This is a genomic window from Solwaraspora sp. WMMA2065 (assembly GCF_030345075.1).
Classification (GTDB): domain Bacteria; phylum Actinomycetota; class Actinomycetes; order Mycobacteriales; family Micromonosporaceae; genus Micromonospora_E.
The window spans coordinates 5,141,348-5,163,492 of record NZ_CP128361.1 but is presented as its reverse complement, the minus strand read 5'-3'; the positions used below and the strand labels follow the sequence as shown (position 1 = coordinate 5,163,492).

The 22,145-nt window shown below is 70.3% G+C and carries 10 protein-coding genes and 1 pseudogene; 2 read left to right on the top strand and 9 right to left on the bottom strand.

Annotated elements, in window-relative coordinates:
• Positions 1 to 159: 159 nt before the first annotated feature.
• The 4 genes from O7610_RS23500 to O7610_RS23485 all read right to left on the bottom strand — a co-directional run bounded on the left by O7610_RS23500 (position 160) and on the right by O7610_RS23485 (position 3,866).
• Positions 160 to 1,419: a M16 family metallopeptidase gene (locus O7610_RS23500; protein WP_281552624.1), complete on the bottom strand. Its 1,260-nt coding sequence runs from the start codon at positions 1,417 to 1,419 to the stop codon at positions 160 to 162.
• Entirely contained in the window at positions 1,416 to 2,600 is a 1,185-nt protein-coding gene (locus tag O7610_RS23495; RefSeq protein WP_281552623.1) for a hypothetical protein, read from the bottom strand. The genes O7610_RS23500 and O7610_RS23495 overlap by 4 nt, the downstream gene beginning before the upstream one ends.
• A 77-nt stretch (positions 2,601 to 2,677) precedes the next feature.
• Positions 2,678 to 2,827, bottom strand: coding sequence for a hypothetical protein (locus tag O7610_RS23490; RefSeq protein ID WP_289211867.1), 150 nt, complete (start codon positions 2,825 to 2,827; stop codon positions 2,678 to 2,680).
• Between the two features lie 256 nt (positions 2,828 to 3,083).
• Positions 3,084 to 3,866: a DUF6406 domain-containing protein gene (locus O7610_RS23485; protein ID WP_281555785.1), complete on the bottom strand. Its 783-nt coding sequence runs from the start codon at positions 3,864 to 3,866 to the stop codon at positions 3,084 to 3,086.
• Positions 3,867 to 6,422: 2,556 nt separating this feature from the next.
• Here O7610_RS23485 and O7610_RS30760 point away from each other — a divergent pair.
• Positions 6,423 to 7,232 (top strand): TIGR02996 domain-containing protein, encoded by an 810-nt coding sequence (locus tag O7610_RS30760; protein WP_353850392.1) that lies wholly within the window; start codon positions 6,423 to 6,425, stop codon positions 7,230 to 7,232.
• A 2,910-nt stretch (positions 7,233 to 10,142) separates the two neighbouring features.
• Here the strand turns inward: O7610_RS30760 and O7610_RS30755 are convergent.
• The 3 genes and pseudogenes from O7610_RS30755 to O7610_RS23470 all read right to left on the bottom strand — a co-directional run.
• Positions 10,143 to 19,139, bottom strand: a pseudogene (locus O7610_RS30755) (toxin glutamine deamidase domain-containing protein); the annotation flags it as partial.
• A 27-nt stretch (positions 19,140 to 19,166) separates the two neighbouring features.
• Positions 19,167 to 19,508 carry a hypothetical protein gene (locus O7610_RS23475; RefSeq protein ID WP_289211865.1) on the bottom strand — a complete coding sequence of 114 codons (342 nt, stop codon included), beginning with the start codon at positions 19,506 to 19,508 and terminating at the stop codon, positions 19,167 to 19,169.
• Entirely contained in the window at positions 19,505 to 19,897 is a 393-nt protein-coding gene (locus O7610_RS23470) for a YbaB/EbfC family nucleoid-associated protein (protein ID WP_289211864.1), read from the bottom strand. The genes O7610_RS23475 and O7610_RS23470 overlap by 4 nt, the downstream gene beginning before the upstream one ends.
• Positions 19,898 to 20,054: 157 nt before the next feature.
• On the opposite strand from O7610_RS23470, the gene mycP reads away from it, so the two are divergent.
• Positions 20,055 to 21,359 carry a type VII secretion-associated serine protease mycosin gene (gene mycP / locus O7610_RS23465; RefSeq protein ID WP_281552619.1) on the top strand — a complete coding sequence of 435 codons (1,305 nt, stop codon included), beginning with the start codon at positions 20,055 to 20,057 and terminating at the stop codon, positions 21,357 to 21,359.
• Between the two features lie 10 nt (positions 21,360 to 21,369).
• Here mycP and O7610_RS23460 read toward each other — a convergent pair whose 3' ends face one another.
• Both O7610_RS23460 and O7610_RS23455 read right to left on the bottom strand, forming a co-directional pair.
• The gene (locus O7610_RS23460; protein ID WP_281552618.1) at positions 21,370 to 21,654 is read right to left on the bottom strand and encodes a WXG100 family type VII secretion target; all 285 of its coding nucleotides are present in this window, start codon (positions 21,652 to 21,654) and stop codon (positions 21,370 to 21,372) included.
• A gap of 14 nt (positions 21,655 to 21,668) precedes the next feature.
• Complete coding sequence (locus O7610_RS23455; RefSeq protein ID WP_416597939.1) at positions 21,669 to 21,992, bottom strand: WXG100 family type VII secretion target; 324 nt, start codon at positions 21,990 to 21,992, stop codon at positions 21,669 to 21,671.
• Positions 21,993 to 22,145: the final 153 nt, after the last annotated feature.

Sequence of the window (22,145 nt, the reverse complement as noted above, 5' to 3'; positions counted from 1 at the left end):
GCGGATCAGCGAGCGGTTGCGCGGCCGGCAAGGAATGGTCACTTGCGGGTCGTTGTCGTCTTCTTCTTCACCCGCGGCCTGCGGCCGAACTTCATGTTCCGGTTCACCTTTACCTCCCTCCATTGGTAGTTGGTCTGCCGGGTGGGCCGCTGCGGGCTGTCACCCGCCGGTGGTGGCCACCACCAGTTGGTCCGCCATGGACACGGCGGCGTCGTGGACCTGCTGTGGGGAGGCCGCCGCGATCCGGTCGGCGTATTCGGCCACCGACCAGTCGACGCTGCCGCCCAGCAGAGCGTGCCGGCCCAACAGGAGAGTCTCGTCGAGGGAAGTCTCGGCATCGAGCCGGACCAGACCGGCAGCACGTCGGCGGGCCACCGCCACGCGGGCGTCGCTCCAGCCGTCCGCCACCGCCGACCGTGCGAGGTCGACGGCGAGCCGGGCCACCTCGTCACGGTGCTCGACAGCGGTGGTGATCGCGATCCGCCAGACGCCGGTGTCGTGGTAACCGCTGAGGTCGCCCCAGATGTCGTAGGACAGCCCCAGACTGGTACGCAACTGCTCGACGAGGACGGATGTGTTGCCCCCGGCGAACAGTTCCATCACCACCTCGGCGGCGGCGAGCCGCGGGTCAGCCAAGGAGAACGCGGGTCCGCCGAGCACCACGGCCGCGGTGTCGCCGGGCAGCGGATGATCCAGCCGCCGGGACCGTACGCCGGGAGCCATTGCCGGCAACGGGATGGGGAGCGCGGGCCGGTCGGCGCGGGCGCTCTGGTGTGTAACGGACAGGCCGGCGAGGGCGCTTCGCGCCGTCGCAGCGGTCACGGCGGCGGGGGTGACACCGCCGGTGACCACGACGGCGACTCGTCCGGCCCGCACGTGGCGGCGGGACCAGGCGGTGACCTCGGCGGCGGTGAGCCGGAGCGCGTCGGCGGGGCTGCCGCCGACCGGCCGGCCCATCGGGTGGTCGCCGTACACGGCGGCGAAGAACACGTCGTGGACGATGTCGGTGGGGTCGGCTTCAGCCAGGCGCAGCTCCTCGATGACCACCCGACGTTCGGCCTCGACGAGGACCGGGTCGAATTCGGTGGCCGTCGCGGCCTCGGCGAGCAGGTCCAGTACGGCCAGCGCGTCCACTGTCGGTACCCGCGCGTACAGGACGACGTAGTCGCGGGCGGTGGTCGCGTTGCCCTCGCCACCGTACGACTCGATCTCGTCGATGACCCGCATCTTCCGGCCGGGCGGCACCGCCTGCATGACCAGGTGTTCGAACAGGTGGGCGGTGCCAGGTGAGGTTTCGTCGCGGGATCCGGCGAGGATCCACACCGACACGGTGGTGATCTCGGCACCCGGCCGGTGACGGGTCAGCACCCGGATGTCGTCGTCCAACGCCCGCCCGACGATCTCGGCGGCGGCGGTCACGGGTTCGCTCCGGTGGTCGCCGGACTGGGCACCGGGCCGGACAGTTCCGCCACGGTGTCTTCGTCGACCTCGTCGCCGATCGTCAACAGGAACCTGCCGACCGGGCTGTCCACCCAGGCCAGCCGACCGCGCTCGTGCAGTGTGGCGGTGGGGGCGTCACCTCGCGGGGCGTCGTCCAGTGGCAGGCCGAAGGCCAGCACCCCGGCCCGGACGGACGCACCGGCGGAGAGCCGCTCGGCGGCCGCCGCCCAGGACCGCTGCTCGATCCGGGCGGAGGCACCTTTGATGTTGCGACGCTGCAGGTGGCGGGCCATGCCAGTGAGGGGACGGCGCAGCACGGCTGCACTGCGGATCGCCCGGCGGGCGCGGGTGTCCAGTTGGTTGCGCCGGGGCGGCGGTCGCAGTGGTGGCAGGCTCGTCCGCGCAACGAGCGCGGCGAGTTCGGCGTACTCCGGCCACAACCCGAGTGCGGTCAGCGCGCGGGTGAGTGTGATCAGCTCTTCCTCGGAGGCCGAGGCCACCAGCAGGCTGGCGTCGATCAGGTCCCGGGCCCGGAAGCGTTGCTCGAAGCGCTCGAACAGGAGCATCAGGGTGTTCTTCACCGCCGGTGCCCGCCACGGTTGCGGCATGGCGGTCAGCGGTGGCACACCGGCCAGGTCACCCAGCGACCACCAGGTGGCGATCTCCACCCCGTACGGCAGGACGAAGCGGGATTCGTGCGGGCGCCGCAGACTCACCATCATGTGCAGACGGTCGTTGAAACAGGCGAACGTGCCGGTGTGCAGGTCCCAGCCATCGTCGATGAGTAGACCTGCCGCTCGCCACAGAGCGGCCTCGGTGCCGGCGACGTAGTCGAGATCGTTCATGGTGCGACCAAGACCGGCCGGGTAGCGGTCGGCTACCTCCAGCCCTTTGATCGGGGTGAGGTCGCTGACGCGTGCGGCGAGCTCGGCCGCCACGGTGCGATAAAACGTGACCCGCGAGGTGGCCAACTCGAGATCGTTGGCAATCCCCGGGTCGAGGGTGACGCCGTCCGCAGCCCACGCGGAGTACAGGGTGGCGGTCAGGGACGGCTGTCCTTGGCGCAGTGCCGCGACCGCCTCGGCCGGATCCTCGAGCGGCTCACCGCAACAGACGCTCAACGCACTAAGGACATCGTCCGCCGACAATTGGAAGGTCACGGCACGGTGCTCCTCGCGGGCTCGGCGACGCCGGCGTTCGCACCGCACGGCGACGCCGAGCGCCCGACGGCGGTGCGCTAGTAGTTGGGCAGGCAGTCCGTGCAGGTCGTGCGGAACTTGACCACCTGGACCGCCTGGCGACGCGCGAGCATCTTCTCGACCCGGCTCGGAGTGAGCAGCGTGGGCGCGACAGCCGTGTCTTTCCTGACGCTAGTGGAATTCTTCACTTCATCCCCTTGCTAGGAAAAGTGGTGGCGTATTCAGCTGATCGTACGGATCTCGCCACACGCAGTCAATGCACAGATCTCAATCGCCAGCCAGGGATAGGGAATCGATCAGCACCAAACTAGTGAATGCCGGATAAAAGCTGGTAGTCACCCAAAACCGACCAATCACCGCCACCTAGGACGGGAGTCCTCAAGATCACTTGACGAAAATTCGGACGACACGCCGACGCCAGCCCGAATCCTCGTCAAGTGATCTTCACGCTACGCCCGGCGCGTCGAGCGGGGTGAGCCGGCCAAGGAAGTCGCCGAACGACCAGCCCATGCTGGTAGTGATCACCTGTCGCTCCCGCCAGGCGATTGCATCCGCCGTACCCGGGCCGGCCAGCAGGTCCTTCGGCAGGAAGCCGACGCTGCCCGGGCGGGGTTCCTTCAGCCGAAGCAGCAGCAGACCCTCCATCGGGACCGCGATGACAACGAAGTCCGTCGACAACTTCCCGACCCGCCACTCCCGCTCGGCGGTCAACAGGTCGAACGACGGATACTCCGGGTGCACACCCAGCAGCGGACGCCCCGGGAACAGCGTGAACGGCGCACCCGGCACCCACTGCGGCTCCACCGGCTGCATTCCGTTCGTCTGAGACAGCCAATCCCGGTAAGCCCAGGGCAGCGGGCGCCCCAACGCCTGCTCCAGTGCCTGCAACTGACCCTCATCGAGCGGGCCGAACGGCTGCCGCTGCGCCGGCCGCCAGCCGGTCACCGCCGTCGACTCGTCCACCACCGGCGGCGCCTCACCCGGTGCCAGCCGCCGCACCGTGACCCGCCACCGACCAGCGTTCTCGAAATGCGCCCCAGCGAAGTACCAGGTCTCGGCACCGATCGGGAACGTCTCCCCCAGCCGCAACAGGTACGTCGTTGAATCGGCAGACCCGGGAAAGGCCACCACCACCTGCGCGGTCACCGGCCGACGCGGATTCGCCCCGGCCGCACCGAGGCTGAACGTACCCATGTTCACCTGTGTGTTGTTCCGAACTACCAGCACATCAGGGTGCGACGGCACAATCCTGTCCTTCCCGTCGAGAACTCAGCCACCGAGCATTCCATGCAGCGTCGGCTCGTCCGGCAACTCGAAGCCCAACTCGCTGCGGGCCACCTGCTCCGCCTCCGCCCGGTTCACCGGCCACCGACCCCCTGCGTGGGCCGGTGCCGAAACCGTACCGGCGCCGGGCGTTGCAGAACCGTTGTCCCAGGCTATCGAGCGCGAACCGTCCGGTCCCACCTCGACGGCCAGCAACTGAGCCAGCTCACCGGCCGTGCCCCGGTCCGCGTAGTAGACAAAGTAGGCGCCGCTCCGCTCAGTCACCGTCCGGCCCGGCCCGGCAGCGGTCAGCGCATTGGTCGCCACGCCCGCCGACGCGCCGACGCCGGCTTCCGCCGTCGACCCGCCTGCCGAGCTGGCCTGCTTCGCGACGGGCGGCACCGGCGGGAGCGGCGGCACCACCGGCGCGCGATCCAGGTGGGCGTAGTCCCTACTCATCAGGTCGAGAAATGCCTGCACCGGGATCGGCTGCGGATGGCCATGATTCCAGGGATTGCGCAGCCAGATGTGCCCGTCCCGTGCCGCCACCACCTCGTACGCGTGTCCCGCGTGCAGTCCGTACGGCGGCGCTCCATTCGGCAGATGCTGATAGCGGTCCGTTGGCATGGTGCTGACGATCACCGGAATCCGCCGCGCCAACAACTGGGCCAGCGTCGCCTCGACCGTAGGCTCGCTGCCCGGGTGCGTGGGAAACCGGTCGGCGCGGGCCGGCTCGCCGGTGAGCTGGGTCAGCACCTCCGCCCACAGATCGGAAGTGCTGCCCGGGTTCATCCGGGCGTAACCGCGCGGCGCGGCCTGGTTTTGGTCTGACCAGCCCTGCCAGCTCTGCCACTGCTGCTGCCAGGCGACCTGCCGGGACTCGGTCCAGGTCCGGTCGACCGCCGCCAGCGCCTTCTCGAGCATGCTCGCCCATGCCGATCCGACCTGCGCCTGGTCGGCGTAGGCGGCCTGCCCCGGCATGATGGCGTGCACCGGGACGTCCGGAGTCACCGTGATCCGCAGTCGTCGGCCGGTCGGAGTGGTCCGGTCGCCAGGGAGGCTGCTTTCGTGCAGCAGGACGTCGACCGTGCCGTCCGGGTTGGGACGGAACAAATTACCGATCGTCTGCGGGCTGTGCCCGGCGATCGCGCCGATCGAGGCGAGCATGCCGCAGTCACCGAGAGCTCCCTGCGCGACCTGCTCCCGCCTGGGCAGCCCATTCCACAGGGGCGCTGCGGCACCCGAGTTCGGATCCACCGGACGGCCGTACTCCGGTGCCACCTCCCCGGGATCCGGCTCCGGCAGGGTGGGGTGGTCGGCGTACACGTGGATCTCGGTCGGGTCGACGGCGAGCGGTGCTGCTTCCGGCGCTTGCTCGACCGGCGCGCTCGGCGCCAGGTTGAGGATCGCCCGGGTCAGAGCGTCCGAGACCAGCACCATGGTGCGGGTCTGCGCCAGGTAGTGGAAGCTGTGGCTGCCGAGCAGCTGGGTGATCGCCGGGCTCGACCCGTACGTCGCGGTGATCGTCGCGTATGCCCGGCGGACGTCCTCGGCCAGCAGCGCCCGCCGGCCGGCGTCGGTCGCCAGGTCGAAACCCGGGTGTACGCCGCCAACGTCGACATGCGGCGCGTTCGCCAACACGTACGGGCCGATGTCGACCTGGCCGGTCAGGTCGACGTACACCCCGTCGCGGGCGATCCGCGCAGCCAGCTCCGGATCGACGGCCTGCAGTTGGGCGAGCTGATCGGCGCGCAGCCCGATCACCTGACCGGCGGAGGCCGGCAGCGTCGGCAGGCTCCGTTGGCCCTGCTCGGCGTCGACGGCGAGCCGGTGCAGCTGCTCGGTGAGCTGCGGCGCGTACGGAACGTACCCGTTGTGGACCAGCCGGGCCCGGTAGTCGCGCTGCTGGGCGCGTTGCGGCTCGGTCAGCGTCGCCGGGTCCGCGCCGAGCACAGCCAGGACGGTCTCCGGGGCGAGCGCCGGCGAGGTGAGCCGCAGCAGCAGGTTCGCCAGGTCCGGCGGCAGCTGCGCCCACCGCGCGTACGCCTGCGGGGTGCCGCCGGTCAGGCCGAGCTGGTCGACGAGTACGCCGATCTCGGCGCGCAGCGCCACCCGGGTCGGCGGGTCGGCGGCGGTGTAGCGGGCCGTCAGCGCCCGGATCCGGGTCAGCCGGGGATCGGCTGGTCCACCGTCGCGACTCGCGGCCAGATCTGGTGCCCGCTGATCCGGCCCTGCCGCCTCGCCGCCGCGTACTGCTTCATGACCACCGGTATCGGCAGGCTGCCGTGCACCGTCACCGTCCCCGACTGGTCGATGATGTAGCAGCCCATCCCGACGTGCGCCCCCGTCGCCCGCTGTTCGGTCGACGGTGTCTCCTTCGCCAGCCAGCCGAACTCGAACGGATGCAGCTCGATCGGATTCGCCGTCCCGACCAGCCGTTCGATCAGTTGCTGCGCGTCGTCCTCCGTCATCGCCCGGCACCTCACTGGTCGTCGTGGGTGGCGTCGATACGCTGCGGTCATGTCCGACGCCAGCGACGCCCGGCCCACCGTCAGCGACACCCTGTACGCCGCCATCCTCGCCAACCCCGACGACATGGACCTGCGGCTGCGCTACGCCGACGCCATCGAACCCACCGACCCCGACCACGCCGAGCTGATCCGCGCCGAGATCGCCTGCGACCTGGCCGTCGTCGCCGGCACCCCGGTCGATCCTGAATTGTCCGATCGGGCCGCCGCGCTCAGCCACCGGCTGACTCCCCGACTCGGCGCGCCCGTCGCCGGTCTGGTCACCAACTGGCTCGTCCGGCGCGGATTCGCCGAGTTCGTCAAGCTGCCGGGGGCCGATTTCCTCGACCGGGGCGCGGAGATCTACCGCCGGGTTCCGGTCCGCCACGTCTGGCTCACCCACGTCGATCCGGACCTGATCGGCCCGATCGCCGCGAGCCCGCTGCTGGCCCGACTCACCAGCCTCGGACTGAACAACAACCCGATCGGCGACGACGGACTGCGCACCCTGCTGGCCTCCCCGTACCTGCGCCAACTCCGCTGGTTGGGCCTGGTCAACTGCGGCATCACCCCGGTGGGTGCCGAACTGTTCGCCGAACTCGCCCCCCGGGTCCTGCCCGACCTGCGGTTCGTCTACTTCGCGCGCAACCGCGCCAAACTCGTCCCCTACGGTGCCGGCTTCGACGCCGTCGGTGGGCAGGACCCGATCGACGTCTACGTTCCGGAGATCGCCGAGCGGATCACCGCCGAGCACGGGCCGCTGCCCTGGCTCGACCCCGACATCGCCTGGCGGGGTGGGTACGTCGACTTCGGCCAGGTGTGACCGGGGTGGTGGCGAGCTCCGGTTCGCCTCGGCGATCCGCTGGGCGTGGAACCGGATACTTGGCGGGATGTTGCGTGAGTCGTCGGGCAGCGCTGCGGCCAGTTTGCCCAGCTCGGACTCCACCGATTGCCGGAACTCGCCGAGCGACAGAATGAGCGGGCGGGCCACCGCGGCGGCACCAAGGATCCGCAGCTGGCCGGAGGCGTCGGACAGGCCGAGAATGTCGTGGCTGCCGCCACGGGTGGTCGCCGGCCCGTGCAGCGGGCGCAACTCCAGTGTGCTGGCGAGGGCGGCGACCCCGCCCGGGTATTCGGGGGCCTGGCCGATGGAGAGGACCATCCGGTCGTACTCGTGGCGGGTGCCGTCAGTGAAGTCGACCAGGAACGTACCGTCCACAGTGTGCCGGGCGGAGACGATCTCGCGCAGCGACTGGCTGATCCGGCTATCGGTGGCGGCCACGTCGTACGCGCCGACCTCGGGCAACGTGTTGCGGCGGTTGTAGCCGCCGGAGAAGCTGCGCTGGAACCGCAACTCGGCGTCCCGGGCCGGGTCACCGGTGCGGTCGGCCGGCGGCAGCCCGACCGCGCGGGCCGACCAGTCGATGGTGGCCGCCGGTGACGCGGCGGCCTGCTCGATGTCCCAGGCCCCGGAGGCACCCGCGCCGAACACCAGCACCCGGTCACCTGGCTGGTACGCGTCGGCCAGGTTCTGCCCACCGAAGTCGACCCGGGGGCGCGCTGGCCGAGGGTCGGTAAACCGGCCATCGGCGTCGAAGCCGAGCCGCTGGGCGGCACCGGCCGGCAGCGCCGCCGGGTCGACCGGGGAGCCGTCCGGCCCGTACGGCGTGCCGGACGTCCGGTCGACGGCGTACCCGCTGTCCGGATCGACCACCAGCAGATCGGTGAGCCGGCCGGCGGTGTCAGCCAGCAGCGGCGGGTCATCCTGGCTGGTACCCGTGCCGGTCAGGATGTCGGTGTCGGTGCCGCCGAGGACCGTACGGACCGGGGCGGGCAGCGTCGCCGGGTCGACGGCCACGCCGGTCGGGTCCCGGAACACCGGCACCGGACCGGAGAGGTCGACCTGGTAGCCGGTCGCCGGGTCGACGTACCGGCCGGTTGTCGACGCCGGCGCGGCCGGCACCCGCGCCGGGCCCGGACCGGCGGCGATGTCCACGGTGGCGGCGTAGAAACCGCGCTCGCCGATCGTCACCCGGTAGTTCGCGCCATCCGGCCAACCGGCCGCAGCGTCGGCGCTGGTCGGGCGGGGGGTAATCGCGGTCGCGGTGCCCTGGTAGCTGGGCATCCCGGTGTACGCGCGGGCCGCGCCGACCGCCGCAGCGAAGTCACTGGAGAGGGCAAACTGGGTGCCTTCGTCGGCGAAGTCCGCCGGCTGGAACGGCAGGCCGGGGATCTCCAACTCGGTGGGGACCTGCCCCATCAGCAGCTGCTGCCGATCCGCCCACGGGTCGTGGCCCTGCGACACCGCCAGCACCGGCGGCAGGCCGTCCCCGGTGTCCGGCGGCGCGTCGAGGGTGGCGAAGTCGGCCGTGGCCGCCCAGCCGCCGCCGATGACCAGCCGGTCGAAGACGTGCTGCGGGTCGGCGTCGAGCGCGGCGTCGACCCGGTCGGTCAACGCCAGGTCCGCCCGGTCGCGGGCGGCGGTCGCCTGCGCGGCCCACTGGCGGGCCGCCGCCCGTACGTCGGCCTGGACGACCCGGATCTCGTCGGCCAGGCCGGGTCGGTCGCGGGCGGCCGTGAGCAGCCCGGCGAGGTCCGCGAAGGCCGGCCCCAACTGGGTACGGACGGCAGCGAACCGGGCGTCCGTGGCGGCCGTCCCGACCACCGGTACGTTCGGCACCAGGCTGTGCACCCGGTGCCCCGGGTACGGCTCCAACAGCCCACTGCTGATCAGCAGGCCGACCGCTTCGGCGTGCAGCTGGGCTACCTGGGCCGGGTCGGCGTGCCGGCCGGTGCCGGCCTGCGCCAACTGGTCGGCGACGGTACGCAGCTCGGCCAGCCGCCCGATGTCCCGCGCGGTCAGGTGCCGCTGCCCGTCACCCTCGGGCCGGGACCCTTCGGCGAGCGCCGTCGTCGCATCGGTACGCAACCCGTCGGCCCGCTCCTGGGCGATGGCGTCTACTTCGGCCAGTGCGGCGGCGACGGCCCGCCGGACATGGTCGGTGGAGGCCCGGTCGGACACCCGTACGGTCGCCCCGTCGGCGTGCGTCGCGATGGTGGCGACGGGGGCCACCGTCGTGTCGGGCGGCAGCGAGGTCACGGCGAGCGTGACGGTCACCGGCCCGGCTGAGGTGTCGAGGGTGACCGTGCCGGCGTCCGGGTCGGCGACCGCACCGGCCGGCAGCAGTCCGGTGTCGAGCGCGTCGCGTACCGCCGCGGTGACCGCGACCGGGTCGGCGTCGTGCAGCGCGCCCCCGAAGGTCGTCCCGGCGGCGGCGCTGACCAGTCCGTCCGGCGCGGCGCTGAGCGACCCGTCCGGCCCGGCGGCGGCTAGTGGTTCGGCTCCGGCTCGTCCGTCAGCGGCCACACCTGGCGGCCGGTCGTCCGGCCCGCCCGGCGGGCCGCCGCGTACTCCTGCATGATGATCGAAGGCGGCATGCTCCGGTGGGCCGTCACCGTCCCGTCGTGGTCGATCACCCAGTTCCCCTGGCCCAGACCCAGCCCCTGGGTGCGTTCCGTTTCCGAGAGGATCTCCCTCGCCACCCAGCCGAACTCGAACTCGTGGAGAGCCATCCGGTTCGGCGTCCCGACCAGCCGCTGGATCAGCTCCTGCGCGTCGTCCCGAGTCACTGTTGGTCCTTCCCCGTGTCGTCGGCGCGTCCATCGACCACAAGGTGTGCGTCGCCGCCAGGTACTCGGCGGGCGGCTGCGTCGCGGTTCCGCCGTACTGCGGATCCCACCACACCGGCCCGTCGGCCCCGTACGGGTAGACGATCAGGAACGCGTGCGAGCCGGCTGCCTGCGCGTTTCCGTCGGCGTCCAGGTGCAGCCGTCCGGTGTCCTGGTCGAAGCTCAGCCAGTCGGCGACGACCAGGGCTGCACTACCTGGGCCGGCCGCCGCTACCCGCTGCTGCAGCTGCGCGTACTGCTCGGCGACCGCCGCCACCCGGTCCGCCGGTGCCCCCGGCAGGTCCGCCGGCGGACCGACCCACTCCCCGCCCAACCACTCCTCGGCCCGGCTGATCCCGTCGGCCTCACCCGTGACCCGGTCGATCGTCCCGTCGCCTGCCCGGTCCGGCCAGCGCGGTAGCGACACCATCGGCCGACCCAGAAACGTCGACAACCCCGCCAACGAACAATCCATACAATTGTTGCCACGACCCGACCGCCCCGGACCACCATCATTCACCAACCCACCAAACGGATGCGACGACGGATCCGCACCCACCACAAACCCACCACCCGACCACAACACCGCCTCAAGATCAGCCTGAAAAACCACATCCTCCAACGGCGCCAAATTCAACGGACCAACCGGACGCGGACCCGACAATTCATCGGTGTCGGCGACTACACCGGAGGTTCCGTCAGTTACTCCGGCGGCTCCGCCAGCTACTCCGTCGCCGACGCCTCCGTCTCCGGCCACACCTGCCGACCCGAGATCCGCCCCTGCCGACGCTCCGCCGCGTACCGGCTGATCGTCACCGGTACGGGCAGACTCCCGTGCACCGTCACCGTCCCGTCCCGGTCGATGATGTAGCTCCCCAGGCCGACCCGCATCCCCGTGCCGCGTTCCTGTGGACTCAGGATCTCCTGCGCCAGCCAGCCGAACTCGAACTCGTGCAGCGCCATCCGGTTCGGCGTCCCGACCAGCCGTTGGATCAGCTCCTGCGCTTCGTCCCGAGTCACTGTTGGTCCCTCCACCTGCTGCCGGCGCGTCCATCGACCACAACGTGTGAGTGGCGGCGACGACGTGCGTCGGCGGCACCGGCCACGTCTGGCCGTCCTGCGGATCCCACCACACCGGGCGATCGGCCCCATGCGGGTAGACGATCAGGAACGCGTGCGAGCCGTCAGCCAGGGCGTTGCCGTCAGCGTCGACCTGCACCTGCCCGGTACGCTCGTCCACACTGAGCCAGTCGGCGACAACCAGGGCGGCGCTGCCCGGCCCGGCCGCCGCCACCCGATCCTGCAACTGCGCGTACTGACGGGCGACCGCCACCGCCCGCTTCTGCGGCACACCGGGCAGGTCAGCCGGCGGACCGACCCATTCCCCGCCCAGCCACGCCTCGGCGCGGTCGACACCGGCCGCCTCGCCGGTCTGCCGGTCGACGGCGCCGTCCGGCAGGATGTCCGGCCAGCGTGGTAGCGACACCATCGGCCGACCCAGAAACGTCGACAACCCCGCCAACGAACAATCCATACAATTGTTGCCACGACCCGACCGCCCCGGACCACCATCATTCACCAACCCACCAAACGGATGCGACGACGGATCCGCACCCACCACAAACCCACCACCCGACCACAACACCGCCTCAAGATCAGCCTGAAAAACCACATCCTCCAACGGCGCCAAATTCAACGGACCAACCGGCCGCGAGCCGGCCAGCGGCGCATCGCCGCCCGCCACGGGTACGGCCCGGTCGGCTACTCCGGTGGCGGGCCCGGCTCCGGCCACACCTGCCGACCCGAGATCGGGCCCTGCCGACGCTCTGCCGCGTACTCCTCGACCACCACCGTCGCCGGCAGGCTCGGCTGGGCGGTCACCACGCCCGTCAGGTCCACGATGAAGCTCCCCTGACCGATGTGCATCCCGGCTTGCCGTTCCTGGGTCGACAACTCCTCCCGGACCAGCCAGCCGAACTCGAACGGATACATCTCGATCGGGTTCCTGCTGCCCAGCAGTCTGCTGATCAGTGCTCTGGCCTCGTCCTCGGTCATCGACTACCCCTCCCTGCTCCGGCAATGTCGACGACTCACCTGCGGCATTCGCCGACGCCAGGCTTGTTGACGCGGTATCGCGGCCCTCACCGGACACCGGCCGGGTGCCGGTCAGGTCGGGCTGGCCTCCCGGCAGATCCGGGTCAACTCCGCCTCGCTCGGCAACGGCACCGCCGTGAAGTGATGCGTCACCGACTCCGCCATCACCCGATCGACGAGCCTGGTCTGCTCCAGGTCCGGCGTCGAATAGAGAAACGCCGCTGCTACGTCCGGACGGAAGTTCCACCTCTGCGTCGGGCGATCCCAGATCACGGCCTGCACCGGTCCGCGCTCCTGAGCCAGCGCGAGCACGTTCGCCGGAGTCCCATCCAGCTCCCCTGGCGGGTACATCAGATAGTAGATGAATGTCATAGTCAGCCGAAACCCTCCCTTGCGCTATCTGATCGGCAAGTCCCACGAAGTCCACCTGATCGAGACCGAGACGGCCAGCAAACTCCGAAAAGGTGATTCCTTGCTCATTCAACCATATCGCGAAATCACTGGCAACGTTGCGCCGCCTAGAATCACTTATCCATTTTGCAAATCCATCTTGGATCGAATTTTCGTAAGTTTCAGAAATCAGTTTCAGGCCGACCGGAAGTTGCGACGACAGCCCAGTCGATTTGTTCATTATTAAAATACTCAGAAACGCTTCAACCCTACTCTCGGACGACCGAACAGGATCTCGGACGACCTCGTACCAACCGTGGGTCTGCTTACCAACTAGCCAGCTTCGCTTTGTCGGAAACTGGATCTCGAATACGCGACCACTGGGAGATACAAGAACGCTGTTCAGCCCATAGAACCTGTTCCCCGGATTCCAGTAGGACTTGACCTGTTGAACCTCGTATCCCCGGCCAACCAGGCCATCCAACGTCTCATTGACCGCCGAGCCATAATGTCGCTCTGGCGCCAGGAGCGAAAATCGAACTAGATCACCGACCTTGCCGAGCGCCCCTTGCAGATCAAGCCCGATAGGCTCAAATTCCACCTTGAACTTCCGCGCCAATGACTCAGCATGCTTCACCCGATGCTCGAGACCTACTGGCGTAAGCATCTCCGGCCCGACGAGTCCAATCTCCGCGCCGGCCTCGGCAGCCGCCTCAACCAGGTCTGCAAGTACAATATCGGCGTCTTGGCGAGCAGCAAGCAGAGCCGTGGCCAGGAGCTCCCGGTCGCTAGTCGAAAGGCTGTCCAGGTAGGGGATCGGCTCTAAACTCCCGGCTGAATCGGACGAAGGGTCGCTTGCGACGAGAGAAGCCGTCAGGTCCCGCTGGCCTCCTGGCAGATCCGGGTCAACTCCGTTTCGCTCGGCAACGGGACCGTCGTGAAGTGATGCGTCACCGACTCCGCCGTCGCCCGGTCCACTCCTCGAAAGTTGTTGCGCTCCTGGTTCACGAACAGCACTGCTATCGCGACGTCCGGCTGGCAACTCCACTTGGCGGTCTGTCGATCCCAGGTCACCGCCATCGTCGGGCCCGGATGGTTCGCTAGGGCGATCACGTTCGCCGGGTGGTCCGACGGACGTGTCGGGTGGTACAGCAGGAAGTACTGGAACTCCAAGTCCGCCACCCACATCACCTCTCCGGTCCAGCCCGAATCCGGGCACGTCAGTGTAATCAAGTCCCCGAGCCGTAAGCACGTCGACGAGAGTCTGTTGAGTTGTAGTGAGCCACTCGCCATAGCCCTGCCGAACAGTGTTGTCCGGAGCCGTACCTGAGTCGAGCTTGCCTAGCCACGCCGCAAGTCCATTGAACTGCGCCGGCCCGAACCGGTCTGCCAGAACATCGAGGCCACCGGGTAGCCTGTCGGCCAGTCCGGCAGCCTTGTTCAGCGCGAGAATGTCGAGGAAAGCGTTGACGCGATCAGCCGAATGAGAGTCCCTGTCCCGCAGCACCTCATACAATCCGTGAGTCGCTTTTCCGACTCGCCAGCTCGCCTCGGTCGGAAACTGAATCTCGTACAGCTGACCCTCAGACGATCGAAGAGTGACGTTGAGGCCGTAGAATCTGTTGCCGAGATGCCAGAAGACCTTGCCGGTCACCACTTGATGATGAGCCGACTCAAGGCCGCTGAGGACACGGTCGACCGCGGTACCGTAGGCGGGCCCAGCGGGGCTCTGCACGGAGAAGCGGACGACGTCGTTGATCACGGCGAGCGCGGCTGGTATGTCATCGCCAACAGGGCGGTGCTCTGTCACGAATTTTCTGGCCAGCGACTCCGGATCCTTGACCCGATACTCGGTCCCGAGCAGCCTGAGTTCCTGCACACCGGTCAGGTCACCCATCATTTGTAGCCCGACGAGGACGTCGTCCAGCGTTGCCTGGATCGCCTGCGCGCTCTCCCCCGCAGCCGCCACGCCATGCTCCAGCTCCTGCCGCTCGGCTTCGGACAGCCGATCGAGATAGCTCGTCGTATCCGCAGCAGGGCCGCTAGTTATCGGCTGGCCTCCTGGCAAATCCGGGTCAGCTCCGGCTCGCTCGGCAACGGGACCGTCGTGAAGTGATGGGTCGCCGACTCCGCCGTCGCCCGGTCCACTGCCCGGACGCTGTGGCGCTCCGGGTCGGCGTACAGGATCGACGCCGCCACGTCCGGTCGGAAGCCCCACCTCGACGTCGGACGGTCCCAGATCACCGCCTGCGTCGGCCCGGTGCCGGCCGCCACCGCTATCAGGTTGACCGGCGGCTGGGTCTGGTCGTCCGTCCGATACAGCAGGTGGTAGCGAAAGGTCAGGGTCGGCATCTGTGCTTCCTATCGCATCGGGATCGAATCCGGGCAGGTCGGATGGGTCCAATCCTCGCGCAGCCAACTCCTGCCGGAAGCTGCGACTCGGGTCGGCGGCCAGCCAGTCGACGTAGTCCTGCCGCAGGCCGGCCTGGTCCTGTTTGCCGATCCACTTGGCGAAGCTGGTGTCCTTCGGGGGGCCGTACCGCTCGGTCAGCACCGGCATGCCACCCGGCATCCGGCCGGCGATGTCGTGCGCCTTGTTGACGGCGAGGATGTCGAGGAAGGCGTGCATCCGGTCGGCCGGGGTCCACGCCGGGTCGCGCATCACTTCGTACGGGCCGTGTGTCTCCTTGCCGATCGCCCAGCTGGTGGCGGTGGGGAACTGCACCTCGAATGTTCGGCCGGTGGGCGTGACGAGGGTGCAGTTCAGCCCGAAGAACCGGTTACCGGTGTGCCAGAAGCTTTTGACGTCGGTCACCTGGTGGCCGCTGGCGGTCAACGCGTCGAGCACTCCCGCGACCGCCGGCCCGTACGCGTCGGTCTCCGGTGCCCGTACGGAGAACCGCACCACGTCGTTGATCTCGGCGAGCGCCTCCGGGAGGGAATAGCCCTTCGGCTCGAAGTCGGTGCTGAACTTGCGGGCCAGCGACTCGGCCCCTTTGACCCGGTACTCGCTGCCCAGCGGGGTCAGCGCGTCGGTGCCAGCCAGGCCAAGATCGGTGTTGAGCCGGTCGCCGATCGCCCCCAGTTCGGCAAGGATCGTGTCGGCGTCGACCTGGGCGGCGGCCAGCTCGGCGAGCAGCGTGGCCCGGTCGGGCTCGGTCAACGCATCCAGGTACTCCGCTTCACTGGTCGCCCCGGTCGTCGACACCGCAGTCGTCTGCGGGCCGTCGGCCGGCACCGGATTGCCGTCGGCGTCGAGGACGATCGACCAGACCCCGTCGACCTCGCTGCCGTAGATCGGCGCGGTGTCGGAAACCTGCCGGCTCTGCGCATCGATCCAGATGATCTGCCCGTCGTGGTTGACGGCGTTCCAGGTGTGCGCTCCGCCGCCGGCCGCGGCGGTCCAGCTGGTGATGATCAGCGCGGCGGATCCGGGGCCGGCACGCCGCAGCTGGTCGGCGACCGCGTCCAAGCCGGCCGGCCCACGGCCGGCAGGCGCGAAGGACGCACCCAGCCACTGTTCCTGACGTCGGGTGCTGTCCGGCTCGGCGGTCACCGACGCACCGGTCGCCGCCGCGACCTGTGGGTCGCCGTACCAGGTGGCGAGGACGGACAGGCCGACGTCGGCGCAGTTGGTGCCGCGACCGGGGTTGGCCGGGCCGCCATCGTTGACCAGCTCCGGCCAGCGGCCGCCGCGCGGGTCGGGGTGCCGGGCCGGGTGGCCGTCCGGCCCGACCGGCACCTCGTCGGTCAACGCCTGCTGGTCGGCGGGATCCGGTGGTACGAGACCCTGCCCGTCGCCGGTTGGTCTGGTTTCCGGCAGCGCCCGGCCGTCGCCCAACGCGCCGGAATCCGGCGGTACGGCCGGGCCGGGCATCCGTTCGGTGTCCACCACCGGGGTGACGCCGAGTATTTCCAACATCGGCCCGCACGACCGGCAGGGTGGTCGGTAGTCGCCGCGTTCGTACACCACGTCGACGTCCTGGGCGCGGCGGAACTGGTGGGTGACGATCCGCGCCCCGGCCAGCTCCGATCGGGCGTACGCGTCGAAATCGCCGATCCGGCCGGCATCCTGCCACTGCCGTTCCAACTGGTAGACCACATCGGACACCAGGGCGACCTCGGCGCACCGCCCGTGCCCGCTGCCGACCCGGCTGACCTGCTGAGCGACCTCGGCGAGCACTGTCTCGACCAGCGGGTGCGGCGTCGGCTGGGTGGCCGGGTCGGTGCTCTGGTCGGCGGTCATGCTGCTGTGTGTGTTGAGCTGCCCGCTGCGGGTCATCAACGCGCCGACCACGCCCGGCCGTTTACCCATCGAGATCTGTTCGCCGGGAGTGGCCTGCTGCTGGTGCCGGGTCACCGCACCCGTAACGGCGTCGGCCAGGGCCCGGGACGCGTCGATGAGCGCCTGGTCAGCGTCCGCGCTGTTCGGATCGCCGTCGACCTGGACCGGGTCCAGCTGCCAACTGTGCGTACCGGTGCCGGTAGGGCCGGCCGACCGCTGCAGGGTCTGCGGGTCGACGGTGGTGCCGGAGGATGGTTGCCGGGGCGCCGGGCCGGACGGCTGGTCCGGCCCGCCGGTGGTCGCGGCCGGCGGCGGCGCCGTGGTGGTGGTCCCGGGCGGGATGCCGACCGACTGGCCGGGCTGAGCCGGTACGGCCGGTGCGGCCGGTGCGGCGACAGCCGGCCCGAAGCTGACCGACCCGGCGGAGGGTCCGGCGGCAGGTCCGGCAACCGGTGCCGGTGGCCGGACCGGTGCCGAGGTGGTGCCGGTCAACGAGCTCTGGGGAGCAGCCGTGGTGTTGCCACCGGCCGTCGACGCCGCTGTTGCCTGGGCAGTCGTCTGGGCTCCGGTCTGGACCGGCCCGGGTGTCGACGTCGCAGCCGGTGTGGACGACGCAGCCGGTGTGGACGTCGAACCCGGTGTGGACGGGGAGCTCTGCGGGCCGGCGGCGGTCACGGCCGGAGCCGCCGCCTGCGCCGACGTACCGACCCCGGCCGGAGCACCGGCGGCGACCTGTACCGGCGGCCCGTCGTCCGCCCGAGTCGGCCCTACGCCGTCCGACGCCGTGATGTCCGGCGACGTGATGTCCGGCGAGGCGGTGCTGGTCGACGGCGCGTCGGTCGACGGCGCGTTCGCCGGGCTGGCGGTGTCGCCCACGCCGACCACCGACGGCTGACCCGAGGTGACCACCGGTGGAGGCTCGGCACCAACAGTCGGCTGGATGCCGGGTTGGTCGACGACCGTCGGGGCCGCCTGGGTCGTCGGGGCGTCCTGCGTGGTCGGGGCCAGCGAGATGGAGCCGGCCCCGGAATCCGGTACGGTCTGCGACGTCGGGTCAGCCGTGACCGGAGCCGGGACGGCGGTACCCGTACCGCTGGCCGGGTCGGACCCGAGCGCGCCAAGGTCGATCCCGGCGGCGTCCACGCTCGTCAACTGAGCAATGCCGGCCAGGTCGACGGTGCCGGGCACGCCGGTCGGCGGCGCGACACCGCCCAACCGGTTGGCCCAGCCGGCAGCCGTGCTGCCGGCTGACGCCGCCGCCATGGTTGCACCGCCCCGACCGGCACCGCTGGTGAATCCACCGAGCGCCCCCTGCCAGCCGGGGCTGGTCCACTGCTGGTTGACGGCGAGGTTCGCGGCAACGCTGGCCGCCGGGGAGATCACCGCGTTCTGCATGCCGGCGGTGACCGACCGGCCGCCCCAGCGGACGACGCCAGCGCCTCGGAAGTCCATTGCCGGCGGCCGGAACGACACCGGCACCCGGGGTGCGACCGTGTTACGCAGCAGCCGGTTGCCGCCGAAGCCGAGCATGCCACCGAACGCGCCGCCGACCCCGGCGGTGAGGGTCCGCCGGCCGTCCCAGTTGTCGCGGTTGCCCTGGGCGACCTGGAACGCCTGGGCACCGATGTCGATGATCAGCTCTTCGCCGATCTCCTGAGCCAGCTCGATGCCCAACTGGGTGCCGAGCCGCTGGGCACCGGCGCGGGTGACGTGCGTGGTGGCGATCCGGGCCGAGCTCTGCAACGCGGCCCGCATCCCGGCCTGGGTGAGCATCTGCCGGCCGAGCTGGGCCAGCAATCGACGGAACGCGACGGTGACCGCCTGCCGGCCGGCGGCGAGGATGCCGGGGATGGCACCCGCGGAGACGCCGCCCAGCCAGGCCATCAGCAACGCCACGAACACCGCGATCACCGTGATGGCCACCGCGATGAGGATGGTCAGCTTGGCGTACTCGATCTCGGTGGCCGCGGTGTCACAGCCGTTCGCGAAGGCGGCGGCGGCGTTCTGCAGGACCGGCAGCCCGGTGTTGGGGCCGACCCCGACCTGCTGCCAGAAGTTGGCGAACTTGGCACCCGCGTCGCCGCCCCAGCTCTCGATGACCCGCAGCGCGGCCGGGTCAGCGTCGGCCAGTGCGACCCGTACCACCTCAGCGAGCTCGCGCCAGGCGGCGGCGAGCTCGCGCATCTGGTCCTCGTCACCGGTCGGCCACGCCTCACCGGCGCTCACCCAGGTGACGGCGTCCCAGACCCACCCGTACTCGCCGAACCACTCCCGCGGATTGATGATCGCCACGTCGTGGGCCCTCCGAGTGCGACCGGGCTACCTGCCGCCGCCGAAGCTGTCGCCGACCGCGCCATCGTCGTCGACCGTGCCGTCGACCGAGGTGACGATCCGGAGGCCGGTGTCCTCGAAGGCTGCGACGAGGTCGTCCCCGGCGTCCAGGGTCACCTTCGCCGGGGCCTCGTCACCACCGTCCAGATAGTGCTCGTTGAACGTCCGGCCGGCCTCGTCGTCGCCCCACGGCCTGGCCTCGTTGAGCGCCCGGATGGTGCCGGTGACACGGGACCACTCGGCGGCCAGTGTCTCGGCCGCCGCGCCCAGCGCGTTGCCGGCCGGGCGGGCCAGATCCGGGTTGAGGAAGGTCTGCTGCGGCTCGGTCATTTCCGGTCACCCCCGGGCAGGTCGGTGTCGAGCTGGCGGAAGATGCCTTCGAGGTCGAAGTCCATGTGTGCCTGGAACTGCGCGTCGGGCACCAGCGGGCGGCAGATCCGCTCCACTTCGGCCATCGCCTGGGCGGTGGCGGCCCGGATGGTCTCGGTGAGCGTGGTGGACAGCTGCGCGGCGTTCGGCCGGCGGTAGATCCGCGGGTCGAGCTCCACCTTGGTCACCTGCCCTCTCGGCCCGACCGTCACGGTGACGAGCCCGTCGTCGGAGGTGACGGTGGCCGACACCGCCCGCAGTTGCTGTTGCAGGTCACCGACGCCGGACCGCATCCGGTCGAACTGTGCCATCAACTCGTCGGCACGGGCACGCAGGCCGTGCACGTCCATCGTGTCCCTCCCCGTCGCCGCGTCACACCGGGCGCTGCCGGGCACCGACGGTGAGCCGTCATGACGACGATACTGAATGTGTGCCAGCCGCACGAGCCCGCTGGTCGCCGCCGCTGGATAGGATGCCGGGCGGTACGGGAGGTCTGGAGGTCAGCTGATGCGGTCACCGACCCTGCTGCCGGCCGTCGCGCTGGGCGTACTGCTGACCGTCGCGCCGAGCGTGCTGCCGGTTGTCGCGGCGGCACCGGCGTCTGCCGCTCCGGGCAGTTGCCGCAGCCCGGCCGACCCCGGCCCGGTGATCCGTCAGATCTCCTGGCATCAGCGCTGGTTGGCGCCCGAGCGCAGCTGGCCGGTGACCGACGGGTCGGGGGTACGGGTCGCGGTGATCGACTCCGGTGTCGACGCCGACCATCCGCAACTGTCCGGTCAGGTGACTGCCGGCGCCGACCTGACCGGTGTCGAGGCCGACGGCACGGTGGACTGCGCCTCGCACGGCACCGCCGTGGCCAGCCTGATCGCCGCCACCAGGGTGGACGGCGTCGGCTTCCATGGCATCGCCCCAGGGGTGACGATCATGCCGATCCGGGTCACCGAGCGGATCCAGGCGCGGCAGGACGGCTCTGCCTCACCGGCGGACCGGTTGGCCGAGGCGATCGACCTCGCGGTGGCCAGCAGCGCGAAGGTGATCAACATGTCGCTGATCATGTACCGCGCGGACCCGGCGGTACGGGCCGCGGTCGAACGCGCCGTGCAGGCCGACGTGGTGCTGGTGGCCGCAGCCGGCAACAGCCACCAGCAGGGCGCGTCGCCGGATCCGACGCCGTACCCGGCGGCGTTCGACGGGGTGATCGGCGTCGGGGCCATCGACGAGAACGGCGTACGGCTGGCGGACTCCCAGGTCGGTGACTACGTGGACCTGGTGGCGCCGGGTGGGGCGGTGGTGGCGGCGAGCCGGGTGTCCGGACACGCGGTGGTCGCCGGCACCAGCTACGCCGCCCCGGTGGTGAGCGCGGCGGCGGCGCTGCTGCGGGCCGCCGAGCCGGAGCTGTCGGCGGCCGACGTGGCCCGGCGGCTGACGGCGACGGCGGATCCGGCACCCGGCGGCCGGTCGGCGGGCTACGGCCACGGGGTGGTGAACCCGTACCGGGCGGTGACCGAGCGGTTGACGGCGGGCGAGCCGGTCGCCGCGCCGGCGCTGCCGACGGTCGTGCCGGATGCCGTCGCGGCGCAGCGGGCGGCTCGCTGGCAGCGGCTGACCGAGATTGCCGTGGCGGTGGCCGCCGGTACGGCGTTGCTGATCCTGCTGGTCGCGGTGGCCGTGGCGGCGCTGCCGGGTGGCCGACGCCGCCGCTGGCAGCCGACCCGGCGGATGGTCGGCCGCAGCGGCGCGGCATCGCAAGCCGGTACGCGCACCGATCCGCAGGAGGCGTACTTCGTGGTGTCCGGACCGGCCGGTCGGTGACCGAGTCGGTCTACTCGAACTTGGCCCGGTTGGCTGCCTCGCGTGCCTGCATCCGTATGGCCGCTTCGCGCAGCGCCTTCTCGATCCGGTTGAGCAGGTCCTTGAGGTCGGTGGCGGCCGATTCCCACTCGGCCTGCCGGGTCAGGTACGCGGTCTGTGCGTCGCCCTCCCAGGTCGCCACCAGCGGCTGGATGCCGGTCTTGAGGCCGTCGAGCTCTTGGATCATGTTCTTGGCCGCGGTACCGCAATTGTCGGCGGCGTTGTTCAGCGCGGCGAAATCGTAGCGGATGTCCATCTCGATCCCTCCGGTCAGAGCTTCAGCGCCGCGGTGATCTGGCCGGCGGTCGCGCCCGCCGAATCCATCTCGGATTTGATCTCTTCGTCGCTGACTTCGTAGTCCTTACCGGCCGAACCGACCGCTTCGGCGATCGACCGCAACGCCAGGTTCAGCCGCGCCATGTCCTCGTCGAACGCCTGACGCACCTGCTGGAACGAGCCGGCACCGATACCCTTCCACTGGTCATAGAGCGGCATGAGCTGGTCCATCAACTGGTTCAGGTTGCCGGTCAGCCGGTTCGCGACGTCATCGACGTCCTTCTCAGTCTGAACCATCAGCCCGGTATTGGTGTTCATCCCGGTCATGGTGATCTTCACCCCGTCCTCTGGTGGGATGCCCCGCAATCCGAGGGGCGGTGCCGCATGGTGCGCCGACGCACCATCTGTCATCGGAAACGGTAGTTCCTTGTGTCCAGTGGCGCCAGACCGATACCGATCGACCGGCAACCG